The 6,631-nt window shown below is 53.3% G+C and carries 3 protein-coding genes and 2 pseudogenes; 3 read left to right on the top strand and 2 right to left on the bottom strand.

Annotated features, from left to right (window positions below):
* Window positions 1-75: 75 nt before the first annotated feature.
* Window positions 76-423, top strand: a pseudogene (locus RBB44_RS25295) (transposase); the annotation flags it as partial.
* A gap of 56 nt (window positions 424-479) precedes the next feature.
* On the opposite strand, the gene RBB44_RS25290 reads toward RBB44_RS25295, so the two are convergent.
* On the bottom strand, window positions 480-1,100 hold the full coding sequence (locus RBB44_RS25290) for a DUF6088 family protein (RefSeq protein ID WP_306150593.1): 621 nt from the start codon (window positions 1,098-1,100) through the stop codon (window positions 480-482).
* Between the two features lie 153 nt (window positions 1,101-1,253).
* Between RBB44_RS25290 and RBB44_RS25285 the strand changes: the two are divergent.
* Window positions 1,254-2,081 (top strand): annotated as a pseudogene (locus tag RBB44_RS25285) (IS5 family transposase); the annotation flags it as partial.
* Between the two features lie 1,147 nt (window positions 2,082-3,228).
* On the opposite strand, the gene RBB44_RS25280 reads toward RBB44_RS25285, so the two are convergent.
* Window positions 3,229-5,997, bottom strand: a complete 2,769-nt coding sequence (locus tag RBB44_RS25280) for an EAL domain-containing protein (RefSeq protein ID WP_306150592.1) — start codon at window positions 5,995-5,997, stop codon at window positions 3,229-3,231.
* Window positions 5,998-6,256: 259 nt separating this feature from the next.
* Here RBB44_RS25280 and RBB44_RS25275 point away from each other — a divergent pair, with 259 nt between their 5' ends.
* The gene (locus RBB44_RS25275; protein ID WP_306150591.1) at window positions 6,257-6,517 is read left to right on the top strand and encodes a CopG family ribbon-helix-helix protein; all 261 of its coding nucleotides are present in this window, start codon (window positions 6,257-6,259) and stop codon (window positions 6,515-6,517) included.
* The last annotated feature ends 114 nt before the right edge of the window (window positions 6,518-6,631 follow it).

The raw sequence follows: 6,631 nt of genomic DNA, 5'->3' as shown, positions 1-6,631 counted from the left end.
AATCAACCAACACGATGAGCCAATCTCTCCGTTAAATCACACGGCTATCTGTTCCAAATACCCTGACGACGGACACTTGACGGTGCCATGAACGGCGCCGCTTTCCTGGCCTATGTCGAGCAGGCCCTCGTGCCTACTCTCTCACCCGGCGACATCGTCGTGATGGACAACCTGCCAGCCCACAAGGCGGCCGGTGTTCGCCAGGCCATTGAAAACGCCGGTGCTGAGCTGCGCTATCTACCGCCCTACAGTCCCGACTTTAACCCGATCGAAATGGCGTTTTCGAAGCTAAAGGCGCTGTTGCGTGCCAAGGCGGAGCGCACTGTCGATGCTCTGTGGAACTCTGTTGGCGATCTCATCGACCAGTTCAAACCACAAGAATGCGCAAACTATTTTGCCGCAGCGGGGTATGAACCATCATAAAGTGGATGGGCTCTAGGCTCTGCTGAGGCCAAACGCAATGTCTGGCCAAGACTATACTAGGTGACCAGATCCTTCATGGCTTTTGCTATGGCTTGTAAATGTACTGGAAGATCGTATGAGTGAGCGATGAAGTCGTCTCGAATTTCCGGTGACACGGCACGGTTCAGACGGTACGGCAGGCTTTGATACTGTTCAACATTGGGTCGAAAAATCCGGACTGCTTGGGCTAGATGAGCCGACTTGCGACCGTACCAGCGAAGTACTTTGACGGATGCCCGACGAAATCGAATATCAGTTTCGCCAATACGGATGATGCGGCGAAATCCATCAGTATCATAGACTATGTTATCGGGAGGATCTTCTCTTAGACCTAAGTCGTAAGCGCATTGATTGGGAGAAGGCAAAGCGCGCACACAATCACGGCGACAAATGGCATCTATAACAAGATCTAAGTCTATAGAAAGTGTTTCTATATTGTTTGTATCTGTCTGCGGGAGATCATAGAGACCACGATTTATCCGTCTTATATCGCCTGATCGCACCAGTCGGCATAGAGCCTGATTGATGGCTGGTCGATCTCCGATGTCGAAGAAGTCATTCGGAGTAAACACCCTGTTGCCAGCACCGTGGCTCAGAATTCGTGCCATTATTTGTTTGGAAATGGTTATTTTGTACACTATAGGTGTCCAGAAGTATCGAGAGATGGCTTTAGCTTCAGCTTAATGTTCGTCTTCAGATCATTGCGAATGATAAGAGCCCGATTTAAAAGTAGTTGAGTGATATCATGAGGTTATGATTCAACCGTCTTTGTCGAGAAGATGGAGGATCGAATGCCCTGGGATGATATCACTCGCAAGCAGCATAACCGGGACGCGCTTCGATATCCAAGTGATTTGACTGGCCGGGAATGGGGTGTGTTGGCACCTTTGATCCCTCCGGCCAAGCCTGGAGGTCGCCCCCGGTCAACCGATATGCGGCAGGTGGTCAATGCGATCCTTTATATCGCGGGCAGCGGCTGTCAGTGGCGGGCACTGCCAAAGGACTTTCCCCCAGCCTCGACCGTACGAGGCTATTTCTATTGTTGGCGCGATACCGGCCTTTGGCAAACGGTCAACCACATCCTTGTGGCTGCCACACGAGAACTGGAAGGACGTGAGGCCTCTCCAACTGCCGGTGTCATCGACAGTCAGTCGGTCAAAACCACGGAAAGTGGCGGAATTTGCGGCTATGATGCGGGCAAGAAGATCAAGGGACGCAAGCGCCATATCATCACTGACACGCTCGGCCTGATGCTGTTCGTACTGGTTCACGCCGCCGACATACAGGACCGGGACGGTGCGCCCGATGTTCTGAAAGCCATTCGCTACCGGTTCCCCTGGCTGCGCCATGTCTTTGCCGACGGTGGCTACGCGGGCGACAAGCTCCGCACCGCCTTGGCCGGAAAGGGCAACTGGACCATCGAGATCATCAAACGTTCTGATACCGCAAAAGGCTTCCATGTCCTGCCCCGGCGATGGGTAGTCGAACGCACATTCGGATGGTTCGGACGGTGCCGCAGGCTGGCAAAAGACTGGGAAACTTCAATCCAGAGCTCAACCGCATGGACCTACATCGCTAGCATCCGCGTCATGACACGAAGGCTCGCAACATACTGTCATTACTCATCAACCATTCCTTACTCTCCTTCAAACACTCTAGAAGGAGCCGTCAAATTCGAAAGTGCGAAAAATCTTGTACGTTATCTCGTTCTTCAAAACGCGATGGCCGCGTTAAGGTCATCAAACTGCTTGATGTCATACCCGGCGTCATACCAACGACGCGACTCCGCACTGCGCAGGCCTTTGGAGAAAGACGGGGAATCCATACCGAGCGTCACGCGCAGCGCGCCGACAATTGCCTGGGTCATGGGACGGTTCCTGGATCAGGAGAGGGAGAAACTGGACGATCACCGGGACGATGAGAGGGGCACAAAAGCCCGGATTACTGCTGAATTTGCGAATTCTCGGCGGCAAAAATCTAATGCAGCGTCAGTTTTTGATTTATGTCACGGACAGACCGCCTGGCCCGTTGTTTTATGGGGATACAGCAAGGCCGGTTGATGTCCTCCCAAGACCGGCCCCTCTGCTGACCTCAGCCGCCGTCTCGGGCGGCTTTTCTTTTGCCAGCCTTTCGCGTTGTAGACACCTGCCTGCATCCTTGTTCGAGCGCCTCGAACAGTTTGCGGCAACCATGCGCGCGTTTGGTTCAGATGTTATGGCAAGGGCTGTCGACCGGCAGCCTTAATCGCTGTCTTCGCAGGAAGATGTGGTAGCTCGCCGGAGACCTTGTTTGCGTGCCAAAGAACACAGGATCGGCAAGTAGGTGCGACTACCCCCGGGTCAGACGGTCGACGGTCACGGCCGCGCCCCGCAAGATAACCACGCTGGTTCGTTCGGGTCTGGCTCTGCAATACCGTTTCATCCGAATGCCTGAAGAGCCGATCTTTAAAGCGTTGATGCAACTCTGCGGCAACCCGAGGCATCAAATCCCTGATCAATACCTCTTCATTGGGCGTTTTGATCCTAACACTTTCTTGGGGTCTATCCTTCATCGGTGCTGCTCCATCCCCACCGATCACAACACAAATACCCGGGTCCGAAAACCTGTGGTGACTGCGTACTTAACCTTGAAACTCTAGAATGCGGAGCCGTGCGACCACGCACAGCATCACGTCCGGTTGGGGCAAGTGACCCGGGCATTGCGCTCAATCTCAAAGGACCGGCTTTGGGGATGAAAACATCAACTCACACAGAGCCGGAACGACACTCAGCCCTCACGCGTCTGCTCCGCTTTCGCGGTGTCCTTGTGGGTAAGCAAGTCGACCGGCCGCGATGAGAAACCAGGGTCCGGTCTTTGCAAGAGGATGTCGTTGATGGTGTGGATGCAGTCTTCAGCAAGATCCCTGATCGCCTCAACGGATCCCAAGTTGCATCTCGAACTGCAGCCGCCATGGCTGAACCGGCACCACATGACCTGGTTCATCAGCCGCTCGAATTTGTTGACGAGACGAATGAAGTGCGGCGAGTCGTAAAACAGGTCCTTTCCTGCACCCGTCATCCAGGACCAGTAGGAATTCCGGATCTGGTCCAGTCCGTCAGAACAAGGCTGCCATCTGCCCTGGTCAGAACCGTCCAGCGTCAGAACCCAGTTTCGCAACTCGACCTGAAGATAGAGGATCTTTGCACGGCGCTTTGACAACGACTGGAGACGCCTCCAATCCGGGTCCGGGCCGAAGCGATCCACCCAGTCAATAAACGCCTCCATCGGCATGGGTCGGGCGATGGAATATCCCTGCAGCAATGAAGTTCCGAGGCTGACAAGCAACCGTTGGTGATCCTGAGTTTCCACGCCTTCGGCGATCACATCTTTGTTGAGGGCACCGGCCAGCCCCAAAACGGCATCAACTATGGCCAGATCATTCAGCGAGGTGGTGGATGCACGGACAAACGACTGGTCGATCTTGACATGTTCTGCCGGCAAGTGCCGCAGGTGCGTGAGCGTGGAATACCCTGTCCCGAAATCATCAATCGAAAAGCTGAAACCGAGCTGTTGACACTGCATCATCGAAGTCTCGACCGCGGCATCGCCGACCATGCGTGCATTTTCCAGGACTTCGATGTCAACGAACCTCGGATCAACTGCGCTGTGCGTCCGCAGCAAGGATCTGAGAGTATCGTGAAGCCAGGGTGTTGTGAGGCTGCGCGGATCAATGTTCACGCTGATCGGGAAATTTATACCGGCCTGATGCCAGCGGTCCACCACGCGAAAGGCCTCGGCCAGGGCCCACTTGTCCAGCTTTTGGGCAAGTTCAAAGTCCTCGGTTGCATCCAGGAAGGATCCGGGAAAACGCAGCTCGCCATCGGGGGGCTGCCAGCGCACCAGGGCCTCCGCGCTGTGGATCGTCCCGGCCAGGACATCAATCTTGGGCTGAAAATGGAAAACGAGCTCTTTGTTGTCGATTGCATCGGAAAGCGCATTCACCTTGGAATTGAACGCTGCCAACTCCAGTTCGGTTTTCGGGTTGAAGACGCTGAACCGGTCTTTGCCCTCAAGCTTTGACTGGTACATCGCGGTGTCGCCCTCGCGCAAAAGACGATCTGGATCGGTTTCAGCTTCATCCCCAAACCAGGTTATCCCGATGCTTGTTGAGAGAAGGATCTCCTTACCATCGATCAGGATGGGGTTTTTGATATCCGCAAGCAGGTTGTCAGCGCGTGCCTTGCACGCATCCTTGGCCTCCAACCTTGAAAAAACACCGACGAATTCGTCCCCGCCGAGCCGGGCCAACGTGTCGTCTGCTCCAAAATGCGCTTGCAGCCTTTTGGCGATGATGATGAGAACTTCATCGCCAACATCGTGCCCAAAGCGATCATTGATTTCTTTGAAGCCATCGAGATCGAAATAGATCACAGCGCCGGTGCAGGCAGCCTCTTTGGCGCTGTTTATGGCCGCCTGCAGCCTCTCCCGAAAGAGCACGCGATTGGGCAATCCTGTGAGTGGATCGAAATGAGCGACGTATTCCAGCTCTGATTGATGGTTTTTCAAAGCCGTGATGTCTGAAAACACTGCCAGGTAGTTCTGAGTCAGGCCCTCTGCCCCTTGCAGCGCAGAAATGGACAGCTTTTGCGCATAATGCGTTCCGTCCGCATGCTTGTTCCACATTTCGCCGCTCCAGGCGCCCGTGGTTTTCAACTGGGACCACATGGCCTTGTAAAAGGACAGTGGCTGGAGCCCTGAGGAAAACATGCGCGGATTGTTTCCCAAAATGTCGTTCAGCGCATAACCGGAGATCTTTGAAACCGACGGATTGGCCTTGATGATCGTACCCGTCGGATCGGTCACCAGAATGCCCTCCACAGCATTTTGAAAGACTTCTTCAGCAAGTGCCAGTTCCGCATTGGCAGCCCGCAACTTCAACCGCGAATGCCGTTGTCGAAAGGCGTAAAGGGCAAGAATGCAAAACGCGAACGCAATGGAGACAAGAAAGCCGAACATCCATTGTTTTTGTTGCGCGGTGGCAAGGGCAAGCATCTCCCTTTTTTGGTCGACCATGTCTTCCAGGCTGGACTGATAACGCCAAAAGGGAATTCTATCGGATCGGCCATCGCTGATGTCGCGGATGACCGAATGCAGAACGCGCTCGCCGCGAAACGAAACCGGGTGCGATCTCACCTCAACCGTTCGAACGTCGCCAGACGCCAGCTTGTGTTGAAAAACAAAAAAATTGCGGTGTTCCGCCTCGGCTTGCCGAAGCTCTTGTTGCACTTGCTCCGGAGTAAACTGGTTGATTTGCTGAATAAGCATGCCGGTTAAGTCGTGTTCGGTATAACCGTAAAACCGGGCCGCTTCGTCATTTGCAAATCTGATCTTTCCCGATTTGGGGTCAATCAGCAGCACTGGGTATGGAAGGGCGTTGTAAAAAACCACCTCAGGATCAAGATCCCCCTCCACCGCAAATGCAGGGCCGAAATACGAACACTCAACACTCAGCAGAAAAAAACATGCCGCACACCAGCGGGCAAAGTTGAACCGCACGACGCCCTCTCCAGTTGCACAATTATGGATCGTCAGCAGGATACAATCAGACTTAGCTTTCCAAAGTATTTACAAGAATATTTATCAGTAAATCAGACTAAGTATATAAACTTACCCTGCGATACATTATGATGAATTCAAAAAATTACGATCAAGTCATTGAATAATTTCGTACCTATCCACCAAACAAAGGCATTACTTTCGATTTGACCACGCATGATTCAATTTGTTATACGATGTATTACAAATGGAGGCCATGATGGCAAAAACGCCCCTGTCAGATCCAATTCCGACGCGCATTCCGGTCGATGTGCTCGCATCCATCGATGAGATTGCCGAGATGACGGAGCGGACCCGTAGCTGGGTGATCGTCCGTGCACTACGAACCTATCTGTTGAACGAGGGTGCTGATATCCTTGCCTTTAAAGAAGGCCGGAGGCAGCTTGAAAACGGCGAGTATGAGGACATGGATGATGTTATCCGGGATCTCGAGCGAATCGTGGCGGGTAATGTCGCCTGATGCGGACACGTTTAACGAAGAAGGCTGCGGGTTATCTTAGAGCCCATCCACTTTATGATGGTTCATACCCCGCTGCGGCAAAATAGTTTGCGCATTCTTGTGGTTTGAACTGGT

This window comes from Roseibium sp. MMSF_3247, assembly GCF_030733765.1.
Taxonomy (GTDB): Bacteria; Pseudomonadota; Alphaproteobacteria; order Rhizobiales; family Stappiaceae; genus Roseibium.
This window is presented reverse-complemented; position numbering and strand designations above follow the sequence as displayed.

Coding starts and splice junctions, on each gene's coding strand:
- RBB44_RS25275 (WP_306150591.1), top strand. CDS start 6,257: ATGGCAAAAACGCCCCTGTCAGATCCAATTCCGACGCGCATTCCGGTC.